The following is a 22,287-nucleotide window of genomic DNA, read 5'->3' on the forward strand; positions in this document are numbered from 1 at the left end:
GGCATGGTGTTCTTCGACGCGCGTGCATTGCGTGCACGGCGTGCATTGCTCGCACCGCGATCACTCCGCGGCTCGGACCACCGTGCCGTCTGGGGCCGCGAAGTCGACTGCACCCCTGAAGCCGGGCTTCAAGACATCCAGCGAGAAGCCGAGGAGATCGGCGATCACGATCGCGTCCGGGAGCCTCGGCTCGCGGCTGCCGAGCTCGAGTTTGGTGACCGTCGGCCGGCTCATCTGTCGACCGTTCGCGGCGGTCACTGCAGCCGCGAGCTCGCCCTGGCTCCAGCCGCGGACGCTGCGGCCGATGCGTGTCACGGTGCCGAACTCCATTCGGCAAGGCTACGACAGCGCACCGTGCCATCGCGGCGGGGACAGCGCCTCCGTCGCGACTGGGAGTCCTGACTGTTGCCCTTCACCTACCGACTCATCGTCGATGGCGTGGTCCGACACTCCGGCACGTACGACGACCCGACAGCCGTCGCCCGCGAGGCGATCAGCCGCGCCGCCGGACTCGGCATTCCGCTGACGATCTCCGAGCGTTACGTCGCCGCGCGCGTCGCCGGCGGCGTACGCCGGCTCGGCCTCCAGTTCCGGTCGCCGACCGTCGCGATCGAGCTCGACTGGGCGTGACGCCCCGCGACTCTTGGGACACCGGATATGACACACGGTTGACACTATCGGGGACGCTCGCAGATCACGGAGACTCACATATTCCCAGTTCAGATGCGTGCAAACCTCTCGAAAGCACGAGGATTAACGTGAATAGGACTTGATGTAGTTGTGGAAGAAGATCCACAGGGCGAGCAGGATCACGATCACCGCGGCACCTGCCGCGATCAGGATCGATACGGTCATTGATTCCCTCCCTCTGCCGGGCGCGCAGCCCGGCGCTTGTGATCAGGCCTGAGTCTCGAGCGGCTGCACCACCAGGCGGTCCCCGTCCACGTCGACGATCAGCACCTGCTGGCCGCCGGGCGCCGAGGCGCCGGCGTCGACCAGCACCGCGGTCGTGGTGGCGCGCACCGATTCCGAGTCGACGTAGCTCACCCGCCCCCAGCCGCCGACCGGGATCTCCATGCTGAGCTCGCCGATGGTGCCGACCGCGGCCCGGAGGCCCGCGACGGTGCCGGTCTGCGCCCGCCGCATCGCGCGGAGCACCAGCATGAGCAGGCCGTACGCGGCGACGCCGGAGGCGGCTGCTGCACCCACGACGACGGGCTCCGACAGGGACGTCCCGGCCGACAGGGGCCAGCCGACCACGCCGAAGACGCCGACGGCGGCGGCCAGTGCGGGGGCACTGAGCCAGGGCAGGCCGGCATCGGCGCTGCCGATCTCGACTCCCCCGATCTCGAAGTCCCCCAAGAGCAGTGACGCGATCAGGACCAGGACCCCGACAACGGCACAGACTGCGAAAGCGGTAACCACGGGCGCCTCCTCTGCGCTCGGATCTCCTATTTGCAGTATAGCAAACATTGCGTACGAGGCGTACGCGGAAACGACACTTCCATCTTATTAGTTGTGAACATATAATCCTTGTATGCCCACAACCGTTTCGGGGCTCGGGCCACGACGCCGCGCGCTCGTCCTCGTCGCGTGCAGCCTCAGCCTGCTGATCTCCTCGATGGACGTGACCATCGTCAATGTCGCGCTCCCCCAGATCGGCCGGCAGATGGACGCCTCGATCACCCACCTGCAGTGGGTCGTCGACATCTACACGCTCACCCTCGCGAGCCTGCTCGTCCTGTCCGGCGCGACGGCGGACCGCTTCGGGCGGCGGCGCGTCTTCCGGATCGGGCTCACCGTCTTCGCGGCGGGCTCCCTGCTCTGCAGCCTGGCGCCGACCGTCGACGTGCTGATCGCCGCGCGCGGGATCCAGGCCGTCGGCGGGTCCATGCTCACCCCGGTGGCGCTCTCGATCGTCACCGCGGTCTTCACCCAGCCCGCGGAGCGCGCCCGGGCGATCGGACTGTGGGGCGCGGTCGTCGGGGTCTCGACGGCGGTCGGCCCGCTCGTCGGCGGCGTCCTCATCGACAGCCTCGGCTGGCCGTCGGTGTTCTGGGTCAACCTGCCGATCTGCGCCGTCGCGCTCGGGCTCACCTACGCCGTGGTGCCCGAGTCCAAGGCCGCCGTGCCCCGCAGCATCGATCCGCTCGGCCAGGTGCTGGCGATCGCGGTCATGTTCACCGCGGTGTTCGGCCTCATCGAGCGCGCGCCGCTGATCCTCGTGCTGACCGCCGCGGCGCTCGCGGCCTTCCTCGCGCACGAGCGCCGGCACCCGTCGCCGTTCATCGACCTGCGGTTCTTCCGCAGCATCCCGTTCGCCGCGGCGACCCTCACCGCGGTGGCGGCGTTCGCGGGCTTCGGCGCCTTCCTCTTCACGATGTCGCTGTACCTGCAGGGCACGCGGCACTTCTCGGCGGTGCAGACCGGCCTGATGTTCCTCCCGATGGCGTTGTCGGTGCTCGTCGCCTCCCCCGTGTCCGGGCGGCTCGTGGCGCGGTTCGGCCCCCGCCCGTCGCTGCTCGGCGCGGGCCTGCTGATGACGGGCGCCGCGCTCGCGCTGACCACGGTCGACGCGGACACGCCCCTCCCGGAGTTGGGGATCGTCTTCGCGGTCTTCGGCGTCGGTTTCGGCCTGGTGAACGCCCCGATCACGAACTCCGCGGTGAGCGGGATGCCGCTGGACCGGGCGGGCGCCGCAGCCGCCGTCGCCAGCACGAGTCGCCAACTGGGCGTCAGCCTCGGCGTCGCGCTCTCCGGGCTCATCGCCGGCGCCGGGCTGTGGTGGGCCGTCGCCGGCTTCGCGCTGGTCGTCGTGGCGCTCGCCGTCGTGTCGACGGGCGCCCGCGCCGAGCGCTCTCGCGCCCGGATCGCCCCGCTGCTCGCGTCGAAGGAGCCGGCCGATGCCCGCTGAGACCCCGGACGAGGTGTGGAGCCTGCTCGTGCGCGCCGTCATCGACAGCCGCTCGGACTGGCGGCGGGCCGTCGTCGAACGCACCGGCCTGCCGTTCAGCCGGCTGCGCGTCCTCAAGCGATTGGAGCGCTACGGGCCGCTCACCCTCAAGGAGCTGGCCGCGCTCGCCGACATGGACGCCCCCGCTGCCACCGTCTCCGTCAACGACCTGCAGGCGCGCGGGCACGTCGAGCGCACCGTCTCCCCCGAGGACCGGCGGGCGAAGGTCGTCACCATCACCGCCGCGGGGCGCGCCGTCGTCGACGCGATGGCGTCCGTCGAGGACCCGGCGCCCGCCGCGGTCCGGTCACTGCCCCCGGCGGAGCTCGCCCGGCTGGCCGAGCTGGCGCGCTCCCTGGACGGGTAGCGCGTCGACGGGTTCGTGCGCCACGTCGAGCGGCTCCTCGGCGGACGGGCGGGGCGAGCCGGACGGCGCCGCGGCACCGTCGGCCGGCGGTGCCGGCACGCTCTGCTCGACCGTGCCGACCACCACCTTGCGCGTGCGGCGCATCGCGAAGGTGACCTCCTCGACCTCCTCGTAGGACTGCTGCACGGTGCGGGTCCCGCCGCCACCGCCGGGCAGGACGCGCGCCACGATGGGCGGCATCAGCGGCCGGACGAAGCCGGCGAGCGTGCGCGCGGCGTCGTCGAGCACGGGCGGCACGAACGGGTTGGGCTTGCGCTCGACCTCGCGGGCCGGGACCGCGGGGGCCGCCTCGGCGACCCGGGCGGGCAGATTGCTCTCGTCACTCACGGCGGTCTCCTCGCTGATCCGGTCTGCGGGCTCGGGGGCCTCCTCGGCCGCGCCGGCGACGGGCAACGGCCCGGTCGGCGTCTCGTCGGCCGGGGGCTGGCCGGGGGCGCGCAGGCTGGCGGCCTCCGCGGCGGCGGCGATGGGCAGGAAGTCGTCATTCACTGCGGGGATCTCCTGTCGGTAGCGCCGCGCGGTCACCGCGACGGGCTCGAAGCCGGCGGCCTCCAGTGCCGCGGCTCCGGCCGCCGCACCACCGACGGCGGGCAGCAGCTCCGTGGGCCGGTCGTCGGCGAGCGCGAGCTCGACGCGGCGCTGGTGGTCACGACGCTCGATCGCGAGCTGCGCGGCGGAGGCCAGCCGCTCGCTCTCCAGGTCCCGCCGGCGCCGGATGTCGCGGACCGTCTCGCCCCGCCACAGGCGCAGGAGCAGCGGGAGCAGCGCGAGCACCACGCAGACCAGGTCGACGGCGATCCGAAGCGCGGCGGCCGGCAGCGAACGCGCCGTCACGCCGTTCAGCGCGACCCAGCGCGCGCCGACGCCGTCGTCGGCCGCCGCGGTGGCGCCCTCCCGGGCGACGGCGACCTCGCCGCGCGCCGTCGCGACGCGGGCGTCGCGGCTCGGCGCGTCCTTCGCCCGGGCGGCGGTCGCGCGGTCCAGGTCGGTCTGCGCCGAGGCGAGCCGCTCGTTCGCGGTGCGGGCCTCCGGGCCCCGACCGGGGACGCCCGTGATCGACGTCTGCGGGCAGGCGGCGCTCGGCCGGTACTCGCAACGGGCCACGACGAGCGCCTGGTCACGGCGGGCGGAGGCCTCGGCGACCGCGGTGTCGAGGGCCGCCCGGTCGGCGCGGGCGGCGTCGAGCTCGGCCTGCGCGGCGCGCACCGCGGGCGCCGAGGCCGCGGCGCTGTCGGCGTCCGCGCGCAGCCGGTCCTCGACCGCGCCGTTCAGCGCGAGCATCGACACGAGCTCGCCGACGACGAGGCCTACGAGGACAACGACGACGAACCGGCTCGGTAGCGCGGCGCGGCGGCCGGGGGTGGCGACGGCAAAGCTGATGGCGCCGCCGATCAGGAGCGCGAGCACCGCGAGTACCAGGACCGTCGTCATGCCGCCTCCTTCGCCGCGATAGAGTTCCGCCGATCTTCTCTCAGATGAGAATCGCAGCCCGTCGGGCGTCGCGCCCAATCGTGTGGCGGCTTTCACAGCGCGAACTACTCGGGGCGAACGGGTAGTTCTACGCATCCGCACGGCCCTTCTGCGCGGCACGCTGGGCCCATGACCACGATCACGCCGGCGCCCAAGCCGACCGCCGCCTTCTTCGTCCAGTCCGCGATCGCGTTCGCCGTCTCGTCCGGCAGCCTGCTCGTCGGTGCCTTCTACCTGCCCATCGACACGTGGCAGCGGGGCTTCCTGCTCGTCGGGGCCCTGTTCCTCATCACGAGCACCTTCAACCTCGCGAAGGTCATCCGTGACCAGCAGGAGGCGAACAGCGTCCGCGTCCGCGTCGACGAGGCCCGGATCGACAAGCTCATGGCCGAACACGACCCGCTGCGCGCCGCCTAGCCCTCCCACCTGCAAGGATTCCGACAACCTGGACACCTGGGCACCCATGCCCTGTTCGTCTTCGCCACGCCGGTGTTCGCGGGCTGAATCCGCGCGATGATGGACGCATGACACCGACGATGCGCGCGCAGCGGTTCCACGCCGAGACGAAGACCATCACCGTCGAGGACGTGCCGATCCCCGAACCCGGCCCCGGCGAGGTGCTGGTGAAGGTCGCCTTCTGCGGGATCTGCCACTCGGACCTCAGCCTGATCAACGGCACGTTCCCGGCGATGCTCCCGGAGGTGACGCAGGGGCACGAGGCGTCGGGGACCATCGCGAAGGTGGGCCCCGGCGTCACCGGGTGGGCCGAGGGCGACCGGGTGATCGTCGCCGCCGGCCGCCCGTGCACGACCTGCCCGAACTGCCGCCGCGGGAACTTCGCCGACTGCACGCAGATCCAGATCATGGCGTTCGCCTACGACGGGGCGTGGGCCGAGTACACCGTCGCCCAGGCGGCCGGCCTGACGCGCGTCCCGGACAACGTCCCGCTCGAGCAGGCGGCGATCCTCGCCGACGCGGTCTCGACGCCGTACGGCGCCGTGGTGCGGACCGGAAAGGTCGGCGTCGGGGAGTCCGTCGGCGTGTGGGGCCTCGGCGGGGTCGGCACCCACGTCGTGCAGCTGGCGAGACTCGTCGGCGCGGCGCCGATCGTCGCGGTCGACATCAATCCCGAGGTGCTCGAGCGCGCCCTCGACGTCGGCGCCGACCACGCCTTCGACTCCCGGGACGAGCAGCTCGGCGCGAAGATCGCGGAGGTCACCGGCGGCCGGGGCCTCGACGTCGCCTTCGACGCCGTGGGCCTCAAGGCGACGTTCGAGCAGGCGCTCAGCCACCTCACCGTCGGCGGAAGGCTGGTCTCCGTCGGGATGAGCGATCAGGAACCGACCGTCGGGTCCACGACGATGCTGGGCCTGACCAAGAAGCAGGTGCTCGGCCACCTCGGCTACAAGAACGTCGACATCGAGACCCTGGCGACCCTCGTCTCGCTCGGCCGGCTCGACCTGTCCCGGTCGATCAGCGGGATCGTGCCGCTGGAGGACATCGCGGCCGGCATCGAACGTCTGGAGCGCCACGAGGGCAACCCGATCCGGCTGCTCGTCCAGCCCTGACGCGCGCTGCACGACGCCCGCTACAGGACCGCGGCGAGATCCTCGCGGAGCGAGTCCAACGCGGGGGTCGCGCGCGGGGTCATGGCGCGCCAGGCGTCGAGGATGCGCAGGCTCTGCCCGGCGTGCCGGACGAAATGGTTGCCCGCGAACTTCGGGAAGTCGAAGGGCACGCTCCGGCTGAGCCGCCGCAGGACGGCGCGGACCACGATCGGCGGCGGCGCGAGCGCCGGCAGGCCCACGTCGACGCGCATCGCTTCCGCCATCGCCCGGCCCGGGCGCTTGAGCCGCCGCAGGAACGTGGGCCAGTCCCCGCCGACGATCGCCAGCTCGGCCGCGTACGGCACCATCGCAGCACCCACGGCGGCGACGCTCCGGGCCGGCGCGCGCCCGATGACCTTCGGGTACTGCGCGGCGAGCCGGCGCGGCAGGTCGCGGGCGGAGCCCTCGACGGCGACGGCGGCGAAGGCGGGCGCGAGCGGGGGCACCCAGAACTCGGCGCGGGTCTCGGTGCCGCGCGAGGTGGCGAAGGACAGCAGTCCCGGGGCGAGGGTCGCGATCTCGGCGCCGGCGAACATCCGCTCCGCGACGGCCGCGTCGCCGATCACGGGGCTCGTCACCCCGACCGCGGTGGGCCGGGCGGCGGCGAGCGCGGCGGCGACCGCCTCGTCCAGGTCGCCCGGCGCGGAGGTCAGGATCAGCAGGTCGACGGTGCCGGGCTCGATGTCCGTGTACCGCACCACCGGCACGTGCGCCGTCACGCCGCGGGGGTCGACGGCGGTGAGGATCACGTCGTCGCGGCGGGACGCGGCCCGAACCTCGGCGCCGGTGCCCGCGAGGAGTGCGCCGGCCGCGGCGGATACCGCGCCGGCGCCCTGGATCAGGACGCGCCTGCGTTCGGTCATACCCCAGCGTCTCCCCGGAGGCCGCTCGCCCGCAACACCTGCCGCTCGACGCCGGCCCGCAGGGCCTCCTCGCCGCCGACGAGCCGCACGCGCTGCCGGGCGCGGGTGATGGCCGTGTACAGCAGCTCGCGGGTGAGGAGCCGCGAGTCGGCGGGCGGGATCACCACGGACACGGCTTCGTACTGGCTGCCCTGGCTGCGGTGGATCGTCATGGCGTAGACGGTGCGCACCGCGACCAGTTGGTTCGGGTACAGCAGCGCGACGTCGCCGCCGCGGGCGAACGCCGCCCGCAGGTCCGCCGGGTCGCCGTCGTGCGCGATGACGACGCCGACGTCGCCGTTGTAGACCTTGGTGTCGTAGTCGTTGGCGGTCACGAGCAGCGGTTGCCCGGCGTACCAACCGGATCCGCCGCCGCGGACGCCCGCCCACTCCTCGGCGAGCTGCGCCCATCGGGTCACGCCCGACGGCCCCTCCGAATGCGCGCACAGCACCCGGTGCAGCTGTACGCCGGTGGCGGCCTCGGTGGCGATCCCGCGCTGCGCCGCACCGACGGTGACCGCGCTCGCCCGCTCCACGTCCGCACGCAGGCCGGCGAGATCGTCGGGCTCGCACCACTCGATGGCGCCGTCACCGCCGGCGCGGGCCAGTTCGACGACGCGGTCGGCGTCGCCGCGGCGCACGGCGTCCGCCAGCTCGCCGAGCGCGCCGGTGAAGCGGCGGCCGCGCCGCAGCCGCACCACGCCGCGGCGGGCGTCGGCGAGCTCGGCGGGGTCGATGCCCTCCTCGTCGCCGCCCGGCCGGCCGGTCTCGTCCGCGAGCAGCGCCTCGAGCTCGGGCGACGGTGCCGTCGTCACGCCGCGAGCGACCAGGTCGCCGAGGACCGCGCCCGCGTCGACGGAGGCGAGCTGGTCGGGGTCGCCGACGAGGATGAGCCGCGCCTCGGGGCGCAGCGCCTCGAGCAGGCGGCACATGATGGTCAGCGAGACCATCGAGGTCTCGTCGACGACGACCACGTCGTAGGGCAGGTGGTTGGCGGCGTCGTGCCGGAACCGGCTGGCGTTACCGGGCTTGAAGCCGAGCATGCGGTGGATCGTCTGGGCCGGGATCTCCCGCGGGAGGCCGAGCGTGGTGCCCTGCGCGCGGACCTCGCCCGCGAGCTGCGCCGCCGCGCGGCCGGTGGGCGCGGCGAGGCCGACCCGCAGGTCCGGGCCGTGCTGGTCGAAGAGGAGTGCCAGGATCCGGGCCACGGTGTACGTCTTGCCGGTGCCGGGGCCACCGGCGAGCACGGTGGTCTGGCCCAGGACCGACGCCGCGGCGGCGAGCCGCTGCCGGTCGGGACCGGGCTCGGGGAACCGCGCGAGCAGTCCCTCGCGCAGCCGGGCGGCGTCCACGCCGGGCGCGGCGCCGGCGCGGGCGTCGAGGATCGCGCGGACCGTCTCCTCCTGCCGGTGGTATCGGTCGAGGTAGAGCAGCTCGTCACCCACGAGTCGCAGGGGCCGGAGCGGGCCGGACGCGGCGCCCACCACGAGCGGGCTGCGCCGCAGTCCGTCGAGCACGGCGGTGTCCTCGGGCCAGGGCAGGGCGGCCACGTCGACGCCGCCCTCGCCGTCGACCGCGACGTCCCGCAGGCGCGAGAGCTCCAGGCACACCGACCCCAGGCGCACGGCGCGGGTGGCGAGCGCCGCCGCGAGGAGCACGGCCTCGTCCGCCTCGCCGCCGAGCCGGCCGAGCGTGGTCGCGACGTGGACGTCGGCGGGGCCGAGGACCCCGGCCTCGGCGAAGGTCTCCAGCAGCGTCGGCTCCGTCGTGGTCATCGCGCACCTCCCGCCAGCGCGTCGGAGACCGCGACGACGAGCGCCGCCGGCGGATGCCACTCGAAGACGCCGGCGCCGGGCGGGCTCTCGGGCCCGATCATGGCGCGGACGAAGTGGTACTGCACCACGCCGAGGTGGGTCTGCGGCGCGTAGCCGGGCACCCGCCAGGAGAGGAAGCGGTGCAACGCCACCGAGTACAGCAGCGCCTGCAGCACGTAGTGCGACGAGATCATCTCCCGCGCCATCGCCTCGGCGGTGTAGTCGGCGGTCGTCAGGTCGCCGCGCGCGAGCCGGTTGGTCTTGTAGTCGACCACGGTGAACCGCGGGCCGTCCGGGGTCGCGACGCGCAGCACCGAGTCGATGCTGCCCGTGAGGTAGCCGCGCAGCGCGGCGCCGGGCACCTCGCGCAGCCGCTCGGCGTACGGCGCCAGCGGATCGTCCGCGGGCAGATGCTCGTCGAGCAGGTCCGCGATCGCGGCGAGAGTCGCGGCGCGGGCGTCGTCGTTCTCCGCGAGCGGCAGCTCGAAGTCCAGCTCGGCGAGGTGGTCGCCGGGGGCGACCTCGGCGAGGGTGAGGTGCGCGAGGTCGCCCGTCCCGAGCGGCGTGTGCAGCACGGCGACGAGCGCCGCGGCCACCTCGGCGGGATCGTCCGGGGTGGCGCCGAACTCGGCCGCCTCGCGGCAGCGGGCGAGCACCTCCGCCGCGAGGTCGGGGGCGCCGGTGTCGACGTGCTCGAGGATCTCGTGGACGAGGGTGCCGAAGACCGCGCCGCCCGACAGCCCGTTCATCAGGGACGACGGTGCCCCGGCGGCCGCGGCGGGGGCGTCCATCGGCTCATCGGTCGGCTCGTCGTCGGTGACGGGCTCCTCCGGCTCGCTGCCGGTGTCGGGCGCGGCGTCCGCCGGCCCGTGGGCGGCGTCGGCGACGAGCGCGGAGTAGCTGGTGCGCCGCCACGTGGGATCGATGCGGCGGCCGGTGCGGCCGAGCTCGAGCGCCGGGTAGGTGCGGTCCTCGGGCCGCCACGGCTCCGGCTTCGGCGCGGCGAGGTCGACCTCCTCGATCGACACCGCCGCCGCGACGGGCGCCGCCCATTCCCGCAGCCTCGGTCCCACGTCGGCGTCGCGTGGGATCGGCGCCTGAGCGGCGGGTATCCGGCCGCCGCCCACGTCGGTGAACAGGAGGCGGTGCAGCGGCGAGCTGCGGGTGGTGGTGCCGGGCGCCCACCACAGGACGAGACGGGACTGCGCGCGGGTCGCGCCGACGTAGAGCAGGCGCAGCTCCTCGCCGGCCGCTTCCTTCTGCGAGAGGGCGTACCGATCGGCGTACCCGGGCGCGTACTCGCCGTCCACGTCGATGTGGCGATCGCCCTTCTCGTCGTGGAAGACGAAGGTCTTCTTGCCGCCGAAGGAGCCGTCGTCCCAGCCGAAGGGCAGGTAGACCACCGGGAACTGCAGGCCCTTGCTCGCGTGCACGGTCATGAGCTGGACGGCGGCGGTGTCGGTGGCGAGGCGCCGCGCGGGGTCGGCGGTGCCGCCGAGGCCCGGGTCGGCGATGCGGTCGGCCAGCCACCGGGTGGCGGCGGCGAGGCCGAGGCCGAGCGTGACGGTGGCGTGCTGCACGAGTTCGGCGACGTGCCGCAGGTCGGTGAGCATCCGCTCGCCGCCGACGCGGGCGAGTAGCCGCTCGTCGAACCGGGAGCGGGTGGCGAGGGCGTCGAACATCGCCGCGAAGCCCGACCGGGCGAAGACCCCGGCGAGGGTGCGCAGCCGGCCGCTGATCGCGGAGACCAGCTCGTCGCCGCGCTCGTCGAGGTCGCGAGCGGTGAACTCGAACAGCGGCGTGAGCGCGGCGAGCCGGGCGCGGTCGCTGCGGCCGGGGTTCTCCAGGGACTGCAGGACGCGCAGCCAGTCGACGGCGGCGGCCGTCGTGAAGACGCTGGCGCCGCCCGCGGCGACGGCGGGCACGCCGTACTCCTGCAGCAGCGACTGCAACTCCGCGACGTGGGCGTTCTTGCGGACCAGCACCGCGACGTCGCCGGGGCGAAGCGCGCGGCTCTCGCCGGGCTCGGTCTCCAGCTGTTCTCCCGCCGTGAGCGTGCGGGTGATGTCGGCGGCGGCGTCGCGGAGCACGGCCGGGCGCACGTTCCGCACGTACGGGGTGCCCGACTGGGTCTTCGGGCCGAGGCCGTTCGAGCCGAGGTGCCGTAGCCGCAGCGGCGCGCCCCCGGGCAGGCGCGACGTCGCGCGGTGCGCCTCGACGGCACCCGCGACGATGAGCGGGTCCCCCAGCGCGACCTCGCCGTAGAGGTGCTGCAAGGCGTCGACGAGCGGCGCGTCGGAGCGGTGGTTGACGGTGAGCGCCTGGTGCCGGTCCGCGGCCTCCGCGGCGCTCAGGTAGCTGTAGACCTCCGCGCCGCGGAAGGCGTAGATCGCCTGCTTCGGGTCCCCCACCAGCACGAGCGTGCTGGAGCGGTGGAACGCCGCGTGCAGGATGTCCCACTGCACCGGGTCGGTGTCCTGGAACTCGTCCACCAGGACCACCGAGTACAGCGCCTGCAGCCGCGCGCACGCACGGTGCCCGTGCCCGCGGTCGGTGAGGGCCTCGCGCAGCAGCCCCTGCAGGTCGTCGTAGTCGCGCAGGCGGCCCATCCGCTTGCGGCGATCCACCTCCCGGCGCACGACCCGCGCGTACTCGACGCGCATCCCGGTCTCCGAGCCGGATTCCGCGTCGGCGGGGGTGATCTCGGCCCGCGGGTTCGCGACGACGGTGCGCGCGTAGATCAGCGCGTCGGACAGCGGGAACGGCGCGCGCTCGCGTCCGGCGAACATCCCGAGGTAGACGTCCTCGGCCACCTCCTGGACGAGGTCGTCGACGTCCTCGACGAAGACGGCGCCGGGTTCCAGGTCGCCGGCGAGGCCGAGTGCGTCCAGCATGCGCTGGCAGAAGCCGTGGGTGGTGGTGATCGTCGCCGCATCGAAATCCGACAGGGCGGTGACCAGCCGTCGGTGCCGCGCCGCGACCTCGGCGGGCGCACCGCTCGCGAGGTGCCGGACCAACTCGTCGCTCGATGCGGCGGCCGCGCCGGGGTCGCGCAGCTCCCGCTCGACGGACAGCAGGCGGGCCCGCGCGCGTTCGCGCAGCTCCTGCGTCGCGGCCCGGGAGAAGGTGATGAGCAGCATCTCCCCCAGCTCCGCGACGCCCTCGGCGACGTACCGGGCCAGCAGCCCGACGATCGCGTAGGTCTTGCCGGTACCGGCGCTGGCCTCCAGGACCGTGGTGGTCGGCCCCGCGGGCAACGGGCCGGTGAGGTCGAACGGGACCGCGCCCAACACGGATTCGCGCGCGCTCATCAGATCGTCTCCTCGTGGGCGAGGATCGGCACCCACAGCCGGGCGGCGAGCGCCCCGAACCGCGTACCGGCGCGCGAGAACTCCGCCTCGTCGCCCGTGGGCGGGATGAGCGCGTCCTCGAAGGCGTTCTCCCCCAGCGCATACCTGATCGACCGATCCTTCCCGTCGCCGAAACTCCCCTCGAACTCGGCCCGCGCCGCGTCGAGCGCCTGCTGCCCCGGTGCGCCGGCCGCACCGCGCTCGACATAGACCGCCGAGGCCGACGGGAACAGCGGCAGCGGCTCCCGCAGACCGCGGTCGCGCAGGTCGACGAGCTCGCGGAGCACCGCGGCGGGGTCCGGCGGCACGCGCAGCCGCGAGGTGAGCACGCCGCGGAACCGGGCCCGGCCGATCGCGACGGCGGAGGCCCCGTCGTGCCCCGCGCCCGCGAGCGCCAGCAGGGCGATCCACGCCGCGACCCGGTGCTTCGGGGCGAGCCGCGAGAACGAGGCGCGGACCACCCCGTCGGGCCGGACCGCCGGCACCGAGCCGACGAGCCGGCGCCCATCCCCGATGTCGACCGCGATGTCGACGGTGGTCGCGGCGCCGGTCATGAGCGGCCCGGCGACGCGGGCCAGTTCGGCGACAGTGGCGCCGATGTCGCTCAGCACGGCCGAGCCGAGCGCGAAGGGCGGGAGGGTGCCGCGGCGCACCTCGGCGGCCGCGAACGTCTCCGGAGGCACTCCGGCGAGCGCGGAGGCGAGCATCCGCTCGCCGATGTCCCACTTCTGCAGGCCGTCGGGCGCGATGGTCAGCGCCTCCGCGAGCTCCTCGTCGGCGTCGGGGACGGTGAACCCGAGACGCTGCCGCAGGAACGCCTTCACGGGGTGCTCGCAGAACCGGACCAGCGCGTCGAGGTCCACGTCCTCGACCGCTGCGGCCGGCAACGGCGCGGCCAGGAAGGGCGCGGGCGGGGCGGGCGTCGCCAGGGCGGCGACGGCGCCCGCGTACGCCGCGGGATCGAAGGAGAAGGGCGCGCCCCGGCCGAACGCGGCGGGGTCGAAGTTGACGGGGTCGAAGGGCTGCAACGGATGCCGGAACTCCAGCCCCGCGGCGGCCGGGTCCGCGAGCAGCGCCTGCGCCGCGTCCCGCAGCTCCGAGGCCGGCACCGCGGGCGGCCGCCGGGTGCCCTTGACCGGGTCCGCGCCGGTGTAGAAGACGAGCAGCCTGTCCGTCGCACTGGTCACGGCGTCGAGGAAGAGCTCGCGGTCCTCGGCGCGCGGATCCCGCTCCCCCACACAGGGAGTGCGGCCCAGCACGTCGTCGCCCGAGTAGCGGGTGGAGCGCGGGAAGACCTCGTCGTCCAATCCGAGCAGCACGACGACGCGGTGCGGCACCGAGCGCATCGGCACCAGCGTGCACACCGTCAGCTCGCCGGTGCGGAAGTTCGCGCGCGTGGGCTTGGCCGAGAGCCGCGAGGCGAGCATCGCCCGGACCTCGGTGAGGGTGAGATCACGGTCGGCGCCGTCGCGCAGCGCCGCGGTCAGCTCGCGCCCCGCCTGCGTGACCTGCCAGGAGTCGGCGGCGGGGACCGCTCCCACCTCGCCGACCAGTCGCTGCAGGGACTCGGCCCAGGCACGGGCGGGCCGCCGGCCCCGGCTGTCCGCGGCGGCCCGGGTGAGCACGGCCTGGAACTCGGCGAACCGCCCCACGAGATCGATGTCGGTGGAGTCCACGTCGTCGAGCGGCAGCCCGAGGCCGAGCCACTCCCCGGGTGATTCGTCGGCGACGACGCCCAGCACGATGCGGTCGAGGGCGGTGGCGAGCGTGTTCTGTGGGAATCCGCCGAGGCCGTAGCGCTCGCGGCCCGCGGCGTCGAGGCCCCAGCGCGCGCCCGACGGCCCGGCCCACGCCCGCAGTCGCTCGATGTCGTTGTCACCGAACCGGTACCGCCGGCGCACCGGCTCGGTGGCGGCGAGATCGAGCACCTGCGCGACGGTCGCGCGGCCGTCGGCGATCTCCAGCACGGTGACCAGGGCGTCGAGCAGCGGGTTGGTGAACCGCAGCGCCCGGTCCGCGAGACGCACCCGCAGCCGCTGTGCCGGATGCACCTGTTCGGCCGAATCGCCCTCGGTCCCGGACACGGCCTGCCCGAACGCCGAGCGGATCAGCGGCGCGTAGGTCTCGATGTCCGGGCAGGTGACGAGCACGTCGCGGGGTTGCAGCGTGGGGTCGTCCTCGAACAGCCGCACCAGCCGCTCGCGGAGCACCTCGATCATGCGGGCCGGGCCGTGGCAGGCGTGGAACTCGACGGAGCCGTCGGGCGCGTGCTCCCCGACGAGCGGCGCATCCTCGGCGACCGACGCCTGCAACGCGCCCAGGAGCGTCGCGGGACGGGCGGGCGCGGGGTGGTGCAGGTCGGCGTCCGCCAGCGGCGCGACGCGGTGCTGCAGCTCGCGGGCCTCGCGCCCGAGCGAGGCGAGCAGCGGGTTCGCCGCCGGCGCGGCCGCGGTCCGGGGCACGGGCGCGGGCACCGGGCCGGCGGGGGCGGCACCGTCGGACAGGGCCGCCCACAGCGCGGGGCTCGGGTGCGGGAGCCACAGGTGCACCTCGCGCCCCGCGGCGAGCGCCGAGAGCACGGCGACCTGGTCCGACGGGAGCCGGGTGGGGCCGTACACGGACAGCCTGCCCGGGAGCCCGACGAGGCCGGGCTCGTCCCGCAGCCGCGCGCACGCGGCCGCGAGCCGCTCGGCGGGGCTGGGCACCCCCGCGAGGTCGCGGACGCGGCGGAACAGCTCGGCCTGCCAGCGCAGGTCCTCCGACAGCTCGCCGCCGAGGCCGTCGGTGTCGTTGCCCGCGGCCCAGTCGGCGAGCATGCCGGGGCGGTTCGCGCCGTACGAGCGGAGCAGGCCCGCGATCAGTTCTGCCGTCGGGTACCGGCGCCGCGGCCGGTGGCCGGGCTGCTCGGCCCAGCCGCCCGGCCGGGACACGCCCAGGTGCCGCGCCAGGACCTCCCCGGCCGGTTCGAAGGCCATCGCGTCGATCGCGGTGAGCACGAGCCACACCAGGCGTTCGCCGCGCCACGGGTCGTCGTCCGGCGCGATGCCCGAGGCGGCGCCCACCGCATCGGCGACGAGCGCCGCGGGCGTGGGGAAATCGATGTTCGCGGCGATTCCCAACCGGGACGCGAGCCCCTGGATGATCCACCGCTCCACCCCGCGCGCGGGGACCGCGATCAGGTCCGGGACGAACGGATCGGCGCCGGGCACCGCGAGGACCTCGGCGAGCGCGTCCAGGAGGACGTCGCCGCGCTCGGAGCGGTGCACGGTGAGCATGGGGGCAGTTCTAACACGGGCCACCGACAGGTCAGACCGCCCGGGTCAACGCAGCGGGCAGCTCGGCCAGCGAGCGGATGGTGGGCGGCTCCCCGCCGGCGCCCCGCCCGGACCGATCGAGCCACAGGCCCCGCAGCCCGGCGTCCCGGGCGGCCGCCACGTCGTTGGCGTAGTTGTCGCCCACCGCGACGCAGGCCTCGGGGGCGACGCCGGCGAGCTCGCAGGCGTGCAGGAAGACGCTGGGGTCGGGTTTGCCGACGCCGAGGGTATCCGTGGTGACGACCCGCTCGAAGCGGTCCGAGACACCGAGGACCTGCAGCTTCATCCGGGTCGCCGGCGAGGACGAGTTGGTGAGCAGGACGACGGCGATCCCCCACCGCTCGGCGGCCTCGACCGCGGGCATCGCGTCCGAGAAGAGGTGCTGCGCCGCGGCGAAGGCCGGATCGAAACCGCTGCAGAAGCGGCGGTAGCGGCGCGCCTCCCACAGCAGGCCGGATCGCTCGGCGGCGACGGCGATCCGCGCCTTGCGCATCTCGTGGAAGCGCAGTTCCCCGGCCGTGTACCGCCCGAAGACGCCCTCGGGGTCGGAGAGGAAGAGCTCCGCGAAGCCCTCGCGGACCGTGGCGTTCGACGTCGGCCACACCTCGAGAGCGGCCGCGCGGGCCGCGGTGCGCAGGGCTGCGTCGGTGTCGACGAGCGTGTCGTCGATGTCGAGGATGAGTCCGTCGCAGGGCCGCGGACCGTCGAAACCCGCGCGCCGGCGCAGCCGGGCGACGGTGCCGGTACCCCAGGTCAGGCCGCCGCGGACCGCGGCTCCGACCAGATCCGTGAGTTCCACGCGCCCGCCCTTCCGTGTCCGCCCGTCAGTGCTCGTACATGCGCTTGTATGTCGCGAGGGACTCCGCGATGTCGCCCTTGAGGGCCCGCGCGACGGTCGCGCCGATGGGACCGAACAGGGGCGCGCCGCCCAGGTCGGCGCGCAGCGAGATCGTCGAGCCGCTCCCCTTGGGCGCGATCGCCACGGTGAGCTTGTACTTCGTGCCCGCGACGCCCTTGCCGTCGAGCACCAGGGTGCGCGGCGGGTCGTAGGACGTGATGGTCCAGTCGACTCGATTGCGGAAGTTCTTCACCTTCACCACGCACGCGATCTTCGCGCCCTTCGCCAGCTCCGGCAGGGGGCCGCGCCAGCCGTCGTGCAGGGTCACCCACTGCGGCAGCGTCTCCAGGTCCGCCGCCTTCGCCCAGGCCTCCTCCGGGGGCAGCGCCACCTCGACGGTGCTCTCGACCTTCGCCACGTCATCCTCCTTCGCGTGTTGCTGCTGTCGAACTTAGCCTGTGGCGCGGCGGCCGCCGGGGCGAGCGTAGATTTCACGCGTGACCGCCACCACGGCCTCGGTCGTCCTCGCCCTCATCGCCGCCTTCCTCTTCGCGTGCGGTTCCGCCGCCCAGCAGGCGGAGGCGGCCACCGTCGACGCGGGCGACGCGCTCATCGCCGAGCTGATCCGTCGGCCGCGGTGGTGGCTCGGCCTGCTCGGCGACCTGGGCGGATACGCCTTCCAGGCGTGGGCGCTGGCCCTCGGCCCCGTGCTCGTGGTGCAGCCGCTCGTCGTCGCGGCGTTGCTGTTCGCGCTGCCGGTCTCGGCGCTGCTCAACCACACCCGGGTCACCGCCCGGGAGTGGACCTACGCGGCGGTGCTGGCGGTCGCGCTCGCGGTCTTCCTCATCGCGGGGCGGCCCACCGACGGCGTCCCCGACGCCCCCGGCGCCACCTGGCTTCCCGCGCTCGTCGTCGTGGGTACGGTCGCCGCGATCGCGACGGGCGCCGGGCTGGTGCGGGCGCTCCCGGCCCCGGCGCGGGCGCTGTCGTTCGGCGTGGCCTCGGGCGTGCTGTTCGGGGTCGCGACGGTGCTGACCAAGCCGGTGCTCACGTCCTACGAGCACGCGGACTTCCTCGCGAACACGCTCCGCCTACTCACCGACTGGCGGCTGCTCGTGCTCGTGCTGAGCGGGCTCGGCGCGATGTACCTGCAGCAGCGGGCCTTCCAGCCGGCCCCGATCTCCGCATCACTGCCGGCGATCACCCTCGCCGAGCCGGTGTGTGCGGCGGCGCTCGGCGCCGTCGTCCTCGGCGAGACCGTCACGATGAGCGGCTGGCACGGCGTCGCGGTGGTCGCGTCGGGCCTCGTCGGAGCCGCCGCCGCGGCCAGGCTCGCCCGGCGGTGACGGCGTACCGTCGGGCGGTATGACGGACCTCGCGGCGCTCGCGGACGCGCCCTTCACCTACCCGGAGGTCGGCGCGACGCGCGGCACCCCGCCCGGCGACGCGCACGCGGTCCGCGCCGAGCGGGTCGTGGGCCGCGGGCCGGAGGACTTCGCCGCGGTCCGGGACGCGATCCTCGGGTACGGCATGCAGCGCGGCGCGGGCCTGCGGGTGCGCGCGAGCACACCGGCGGCCGCGGTCGGCACCGTCCTGGTGATGACGACGCCGCTGTTCGGGCCGATCCGGATCCCGTGCCGCGTGGTCTACGTGCTCGACGAGCCGGACCGGGCCGGGTTCGCCTACGGCACGCTGCCCGGGCACCCGGAGAGCGGCGAGGAACTCTTCTCCGTGGAGCTGCGCCCCGACGGTGCCGTCGTCGCGGTGGTGGCCGCCTTCTCGCGCCCGGGACGCTGGTACAGCCGCCTCGGCTCCCCCGTCGCGCGGGCGCTGCAGGCCGTGATGACGCGGCGCTACCTGGCCGCGATGGTGCGTTAGACGGAGACGCGGCGCCGCCGGAACGGCACCGGATCGCCGACCAGCCCGGCCAGTTCCGTGCGCAGCTCGGCGGGCAGCGGCGCCGGGCGGCCCGCACCGTCGACCACGACCATCGACGTCTCCGCGATGGCGGAGACGTCGCCGTCGGCCCCGATGACCTCGTACCCGAGGTCGAAGCCGGAACGGCCGATCCGCGTGACGTGCAGGATGATCCGCACCGGCTCGGGCGAGTAGAGCAGCGGCGTGAGGTAGTCGATCTCCTGGTGCGCGACGAACATCGTCACCTTCGACTCGCCGTGCTGCGCGAGGTTCTGCGTCATGAAGCGGATGCGCGCCTCTTCGAGCAGCCGCAGCATCGCGACGTTGTTGATGTGCTGGAGCGCGTCCATGTCGGCCCAGCGCATCGGGACCGCCACCTCGTGAGTTGCCATGGGGATAGTCTCGACCATCGGAAGCCGTCCACCGTCACCGGGAGTTGCCATGCGCGCCGTCCGTGCCCTCACCGCCGTCGTCCTCGCGGCGGGAGTCGCCGCCTGCTCGACGTCGAACACGCCGGAGGGCGCGACGTCCTCGTCGGCGGCCGCGGGCTCCGGCACCGTGATCGTCTACGCCGCCGCGAGCCTGCAGGCGACGTTCGAGAAGCTGGGCGCCTCGTTCTCCGCCGCGAACCCCGGCACGACGGTGAAATTCTCCTTCGGCGGGTCGTCGGGCCTGCTGACCCAGCTGCAGCAGGGCGCGCCGGCCGACGTCTTCGCAACCGCTGACACGCCCACGATGGACAAGGCCACGGCCGCGTCGCTGGTCACCGACCCGCAGCCCTTCGCCACCAACGTCCTCACCATCGCGACCGCGCCGGGCAACCCGAAGGGCATCGCCTCGCTCGCCGACCTGAACAAGCCCGGCGTCTCCGTGGTCGTGTGCGCGCAGCCCGTGCCCTGCGGCACCGCGACCGCGAAAGTCACGAAGGCCGCCGGCGTGACCCTCGCACCGGTCAGCGAGGAGGACTCCGTCTCGAGCGTGCTCGCCAAGGTGCGGCACGGGCAGGCCGACGCGGGGCTCGTCTACCGCACCGACGTCAAGGGGACGAAGGGCGCGGTCGGATCCGTCGACTTCCCGCAGGCCGACGGTGCGGTCAACGTCTACCCCATCGCGCCGCTGGCCGCCGCGAAGAACGCCGACGGCGCGCAGCGGTTCGTGGCGTTCGTCCGCGGCTCCGAGGGCCGGGCGGCCCTGGCGGACGCCGGATTCGGGGCACCGAACTGACGCCGCCCACCCGCTCCGCACCCGTCACGGGGTACCCGCGCTGGATCGTGGTCCCCGCCGCGCTCGGCGCCGCCTTCGTGCTGGTGCCGCTCGTCGCGATCGTGGCGAAGGTCGACTGGCCGCGGTTCGGCGAGCTGGTCACCTCGGAGGACTCGCGGACCGCGCTGGTGCTCTCGCTGGAGACCTCCCTCGCCGCCACGCTGGTGTGCATCGTGCTGGGCGTGCCGCTGGGAGTCATTCTGGCGCGCAGCCGGTCCCGGTTCGTCGGCGTGCTGCGGCCGCTGGTGCTGCTGCCGCTGGTGCTACCGCCCGTCGTGGGCGGCATCGCGCTGCTCTACGCCTTCGGGCGGCGCGGCCTGGTGGGCCAGTACGGCGGGATCGGCGGGCACATCGCGTTCACGACGGTGGCCGTCGTGCTCGCGCAGGCGTTCGTCGCACTGCCCTTCCTGGTGCTGGCCGTGGAAGGCGCTCTCCGCACGCTCGGAACGGATTTCGAGCACACGGCGGCCACGCTGGGCGCACCGCCGTCGGTGGTGCTGCGCCGCATCACGCTGCCGCTGGTGCTGCCGTCGATCGCCTCCGGCGTCGTGCTGACCTTCGCGCGGGCGCTCGGCGAGTTCGGCGCGACGCTCACCTTCGCGGGCTCCCTCGCCGGGACCACGCGCACGCTGCCGTTGGAGATCTACCTGCGCAACGAGACCGATCCGCAGGCGGCGGTGGCGCTCTCTCTCGTGCTGCTCGCCGCGGCCGCGGTCATCGTCTCCGGGGTGTACGGGGTCCGGGCGTGGCGGCGATGACAGCGGATCCCGCGGCCCCGGGCCTGGAGGTCGACGTCACCGTCGCAGACCGGGGCGTCGACGCGGCGTTCGCGGTGCCGCAGGGGCGGACCCTGGCCCTGCTCGGCCCCAACGGCACGGGCAAGTCGACCGTGGCGGGCGCCGTCGCGGGCCTGGTGCGCCCCGGCTCCGGCCGGATCGCCGTCGGCGGACGGACGGTGTTCGACGACGCGACGTGGGTGCCCGCGCATCGTCGGCGGGTGGCGCTGCTGGGCCAGACCGCGCGGCTGTTCCCGCACCTGCGGGTGCGCGCGAACGTGGCCTTCGCGCCGCGCAGCGCGGGGGCGGACCGTCGGGCCGCGGCGGCCGCGGCCGACCACTGGCTCGAGGCCGTCGGGGCCGATCACCTCGCGGACCGGCGGCCGACCGAACTGAGCGGCGGGCAGGCGCAGCGCGTCGCGCTGGCCCGGGCGCTCGCCGCGGAACCGGAGGTGCTCCTGCTCGACGAGCCGCTCTCCGCCCTCGACGTCTCCGCGCGGGCCGAGGTGCGCGCGCTGCTGCGCGCGCTGCTACGGGACCGGACCTGCGTCCTGATCACGCACGACGCCGCCGACGTGGTGTCCCTCGCCGACGAGGCGGCGGTCCTCGAGGGCGGGCGGGTCGCCGATCACCGTCCCGCGGCCGAGCTGCTGCTCTCCCCGGCGACGCCGTTCGCCGCCCGGCTGGCGGGGATGAACCTGCTGCCGGACGGCGAAGGGGTGTGGGTGTTCCCGCCGGACGCGGTGCGCGTCGACGGGCCCGACGGTGCCGGGCGGCCCGGCACGGTGGTCGAGGTGACGGTGGCGGGCGGGCACTGCCGCGTGACCGCCGCCGTCGAGGACGGGACCGCGCTGGTCGCGGAGCTCCCGGCGGAGCGCTACCGGGATCTGCATCCCGGCGACGCCGTCCGGCTGCGCCCCGACCCGGCGCGGGCCCGGCGGGCGGCTACTGCTCGTCCGGCTGCGCCGGATCCTCGGTAGCCGCGGCGGGGGGCGTGCGGTCCACGCCGGCGAGCAGCAGGTAGACCTGCTTGATCGCGTCGCCGAGGATGGTGTCGACCGCAGCCGTCTGTTCGGCGTTGCCGGTGCGCGCCACCCGGCGGGTGACCTCGTGCAGCTCGCGGAGCGTCTCGCGGAGGTGGCCGCGCTCGGCCGAGCCGCCGTCGAAGCCGGCGAACGGGTCCGGCGCGTCGGCGAGGGTGGTCGCGATGTACTCGCGCCCCGCGTCGGTGAGCGTGGCGACCTTGCGGCCGTTCTCCCGCTCGATGGTGATCAGTCCCTCGTCCTCGAGCTGGCTGAGCGTGGGGTAGATGGCGCCGGGGCTGGGCTTCCACGCCCCGGCCGTGCGCTCCTCGATCGAGGAGACGAGCTGGTAGCCGTGCATGGGCTCGGCCTCCAGGAGCTTGAGGACCGCGATCCGGACGTCGCCGCGCTGGACGCCGCGGCGTCCGCGGCCGCGGTGGCCGCCCCGTCCGTGCCCGCCGGGACCACCCGGTCCTCCGGGGCCGAACGGACCGGGGCCGCCGGGACCGAAGCCGGGCCCACCGGGGAAACCGCCCTGCCGGAACCGGCCGTCGAAGCGGCCCTCGAACCGGTCATCGCAGGTGCGGGCGCCGCGGCCCTCGAAACGCTGATCATCGTGAGTGTGCCTACGCAT

Annotated in this window: 21 protein-coding genes; 10 read left to right on the top strand and 11 right to left on the bottom strand. The window is 74.6% G+C overall.

Going from position 1 to position 22,287, the window contains the following annotated elements:
• Window positions 1-60: 60 nt before the first annotated feature.
• On the bottom strand, window positions 61-330 hold the full coding sequence (locus BLW32_RS16310) for a helix-turn-helix transcriptional regulator (protein ID WP_068743008.1): 270 nt from the start codon (window positions 328-330) through the stop codon (window positions 61-63).
• A 108-nt stretch (window positions 331-438) separates the two neighbouring features.
• Between BLW32_RS16310 and BLW32_RS27780 the strand changes: the two genes are divergently transcribed.
• Entirely contained in the window at window positions 439-630 is a 192-nt protein-coding gene (locus tag BLW32_RS27780) for a hypothetical protein (protein WP_156486445.1), read from the top strand.
• Between the two features lie 267 nt (window positions 631-897).
• Here the strand turns inward: BLW32_RS27780 and BLW32_RS16320 are convergent, their stop codons facing one another.
• Window positions 898-1,425, bottom strand: a complete 528-nt coding sequence (locus BLW32_RS16320; RefSeq protein ID WP_170181029.1) for an NfeD family membrane protein — start codon at window positions 1,423-1,425, stop codon at window positions 898-900.
• Window positions 1,426-1,537: 112 nt separating this feature from the next.
• On the opposite strand from BLW32_RS16320, the gene BLW32_RS16325 reads away from it, so the two are divergent.
• Both BLW32_RS16325 and BLW32_RS16330 read left to right on the top strand, forming a co-directional pair.
• The gene (locus BLW32_RS16325; protein WP_068743011.1) at window positions 1,538-2,914 is read left to right on the top strand and encodes an MFS transporter; all 1,377 of its coding nucleotides are present in this window, start codon (window positions 1,538-1,540) and stop codon (window positions 2,912-2,914) included.
• Window positions 2,904-3,320, top strand: a complete 417-nt coding sequence (locus BLW32_RS16330; protein WP_068743012.1) for a MarR family winged helix-turn-helix transcriptional regulator — start codon at window positions 2,904-2,906, stop codon at window positions 3,318-3,320. The genes BLW32_RS16325 and BLW32_RS16330 overlap by 11 nt, the downstream gene beginning before the upstream one ends.
• On the opposite strand, the gene BLW32_RS16335 is transcribed toward BLW32_RS16330, so the two are convergent.
• A complete protein-coding gene (locus BLW32_RS16335) occupies window positions 3,261-4,811 on the bottom strand; it encodes a DUF4407 domain-containing protein (protein ID WP_068743013.1) in 1,551 nt (516 codons plus the stop codon). The genes BLW32_RS16330 and BLW32_RS16335 overlap by 60 nt on opposite strands.
• A gap of 168 nt (window positions 4,812-4,979) precedes the next feature.
• Between BLW32_RS16335 and BLW32_RS16340 the strand changes: the two genes are divergently transcribed.
• Both BLW32_RS16340 and BLW32_RS16345 read left to right on the top strand, forming a co-directional pair.
• Window positions 4,980-5,267, top strand: a complete 288-nt coding sequence (locus BLW32_RS16340) for a YiaA/YiaB family inner membrane protein (protein ID WP_068525761.1) — start codon at window positions 4,980-4,982, stop codon at window positions 5,265-5,267.
• Window positions 5,268-5,374: 107 nt separating this feature from the next.
• Window positions 5,375-6,418, top strand: a complete 1,044-nt coding sequence (locus BLW32_RS16345; RefSeq protein WP_068525762.1) for a zinc-binding dehydrogenase — start codon at window positions 5,375-5,377, stop codon at window positions 6,416-6,418.
• Window positions 6,419-6,438: 20 nt separating this feature from the next.
• Here the strand turns inward: BLW32_RS16345 and BLW32_RS16350 are convergent, their stop codons facing one another.
• From BLW32_RS16350 to BLW32_RS16375, 6 genes are read right to left on the bottom strand one after another with little or no spacing between them, the layout of a single operon-like run.
• On the bottom strand, window positions 6,439-7,320 hold the full coding sequence (locus tag BLW32_RS16350) for a hypothetical protein (protein ID WP_068743014.1): 882 nt from the start codon (window positions 7,318-7,320) through the stop codon (window positions 6,439-6,441).
• Window positions 7,317-9,134, bottom strand: coding sequence for an exodeoxyribonuclease V subunit alpha (gene recD, locus BLW32_RS16355; protein WP_068743015.1), 1,818 nt, complete (start codon window positions 9,132-9,134; stop codon window positions 7,317-7,319). The genes BLW32_RS16350 and recD overlap by 4 nt, the downstream gene beginning before the upstream one ends.
• Window positions 9,131-12,484 (bottom strand): UvrD-helicase domain-containing protein, encoded by a 3,354-nt coding sequence (locus BLW32_RS16360; RefSeq protein ID WP_082791562.1) that lies wholly within the window; start codon window positions 12,482-12,484, stop codon window positions 9,131-9,133. The genes recD and BLW32_RS16360 overlap by 4 nt, the downstream gene beginning before the upstream one ends.
• Window positions 12,484-15,798 carry an exodeoxyribonuclease V subunit gamma gene (recC, locus tag BLW32_RS16365; protein WP_068743017.1) on the bottom strand — a complete coding sequence of 1,105 codons (3,315 nt, stop codon included), beginning with the start codon at window positions 15,796-15,798 and terminating at the stop codon, window positions 12,484-12,486. The genes BLW32_RS16360 and recC overlap by 1 nt, the downstream gene beginning before the upstream one ends.
• A 31-nt stretch (window positions 15,799-15,829) precedes the next feature.
• On the bottom strand, window positions 15,830-16,636 hold the full coding sequence (locus BLW32_RS16370) for an HAD family hydrolase (RefSeq protein WP_082791563.1): 807 nt from the start codon (window positions 16,634-16,636) through the stop codon (window positions 15,830-15,832).
• A gap of 25 nt (window positions 16,637-16,661) precedes the next feature.
• Window positions 16,662-17,093, bottom strand: a complete 432-nt coding sequence (locus BLW32_RS16375; RefSeq protein WP_068525767.1) for a type II toxin-antitoxin system Rv0910 family toxin — start codon at window positions 17,091-17,093, stop codon at window positions 16,662-16,664.
• Window positions 17,094-17,172: 79 nt separating this feature from the next.
• Here BLW32_RS16375 and BLW32_RS16380 point away from each other — a divergent pair, with 79 nt between their 5' ends.
• A complete protein-coding gene (locus tag BLW32_RS16380) occupies window positions 17,173-18,021 on the top strand; it encodes a DMT family transporter (protein ID WP_068743018.1) in 849 nt (282 codons plus the stop codon).
• A 19-nt stretch (window positions 18,022-18,040) separates the two neighbouring features.
• A complete protein-coding gene (locus tag BLW32_RS16385) occupies window positions 18,041-18,553 on the top strand; it encodes a DUF1990 domain-containing protein (protein WP_068743019.1) in 513 nt (170 codons plus the stop codon).
• On the opposite strand, the gene BLW32_RS16390 is transcribed toward BLW32_RS16385, so the two are convergent.
• Window positions 18,550-18,984, bottom strand: coding sequence for an acyl-CoA thioesterase (locus BLW32_RS16390; RefSeq protein ID WP_068743020.1), 435 nt, complete (start codon window positions 18,982-18,984; stop codon window positions 18,550-18,552). The two genes, BLW32_RS16385 and BLW32_RS16390, sit on opposite strands and share 4 nt — an antisense overlap.
• Window positions 18,985-19,033: 49 nt before the next feature.
• Here BLW32_RS16390 and modA point away from each other — a divergent pair, with 49 nt between their 5' ends.
• From modA to BLW32_RS16405, 3 genes are read left to right on the top strand one after another with little or no spacing between them, the layout of a single operon-like run.
• Entirely contained in the window at window positions 19,034-19,816 is a 783-nt protein-coding gene (modA, locus tag BLW32_RS16395; protein WP_068743021.1) for a molybdate ABC transporter substrate-binding protein, read from the top strand.
• Entirely contained in the window at window positions 19,813-20,613 is an 801-nt protein-coding gene (locus BLW32_RS16400; protein ID WP_068743060.1) for an ABC transporter permease, read from the top strand. The genes modA and BLW32_RS16400 overlap by 4 nt, the downstream gene beginning before the upstream one ends.
• Window positions 20,610-21,611 carry a sulfate/molybdate ABC transporter ATP-binding protein gene (locus BLW32_RS16405; protein WP_082791571.1) on the top strand — a complete coding sequence of 334 codons (1,002 nt, stop codon included), beginning with the start codon at window positions 20,610-20,612 and terminating at the stop codon, window positions 21,609-21,611. The genes BLW32_RS16400 and BLW32_RS16405 overlap by 4 nt, the downstream gene beginning before the upstream one ends.
• Here the strand turns inward: BLW32_RS16405 and BLW32_RS16410 are convergent.
• On the bottom strand, window positions 21,577-22,287 hold the full coding sequence (locus BLW32_RS16410; RefSeq protein WP_068743023.1) for a PadR family transcriptional regulator: 711 nt from the start codon (window positions 22,285-22,287) through the stop codon (window positions 21,577-21,579). The two genes, BLW32_RS16405 and BLW32_RS16410, sit on opposite strands and share 35 nt — an antisense overlap.

The sequence above is a fragment of the Tsukamurella tyrosinosolvens genome (genome assembly GCF_900104775.1).
GTDB classification, from domain to species: domain Bacteria; phylum Actinomycetota; class Actinomycetes; order Mycobacteriales; family Mycobacteriaceae; genus Tsukamurella; species Tsukamurella tyrosinosolvens.